Origin of the sequence: Stenotrophomonas sp. GbtcB23 (assembly GCF_019091045.1) — a bacterium.
Lineage (GTDB): Bacteria > Pseudomonadota > Gammaproteobacteria > Xanthomonadales > Xanthomonadaceae > Stenotrophomonas > Stenotrophomonas rhizophila_A.
This window is the reverse complement of record NZ_JAGXKC010000749.1, coordinates 1-231: the sequence shown is the minus strand read 5'-3', so window position 1 is coordinate 231 and position 231 is coordinate 1. Positions and strand designations below refer to the sequence as shown.

1 protein-coding gene is annotated in these 231 nt (G+C 68.0%); it reads right to left on the bottom strand.

Annotation, left to right across the window (positions count from 1 at the left end; genetic code table 11):
- Nucleotides 1-231, bottom strand: a 231-nt coding sequence (locus KVS69_RS20795; protein WP_217540245.1) for a hypothetical protein, incomplete at both ends; no start/stop codon positions are given.

The window sequence follows — 231 nt, the reverse complement described above, 5'->3', positions numbered from 1 at the left end:
ATCAGGCCGTCGTCGATGGCCATGCCATACAGGAACGGCTTGAGCGTGGAGCCGGGCGAACGCCAGGCCTGGACCATGTCCACGTGACCCAGCCGCTGTCTGTCACCGTACGCCACCGACCCGACGTAGGCGCGCGCCTCCAGCGTGCGGTTGTCCACCCCCAGCAGGGCCGCCGAGGTGCGTTCGGGCAGCTGCGAGAAATACGTCGCCACGCGCTCTTCCAGGGTGAAG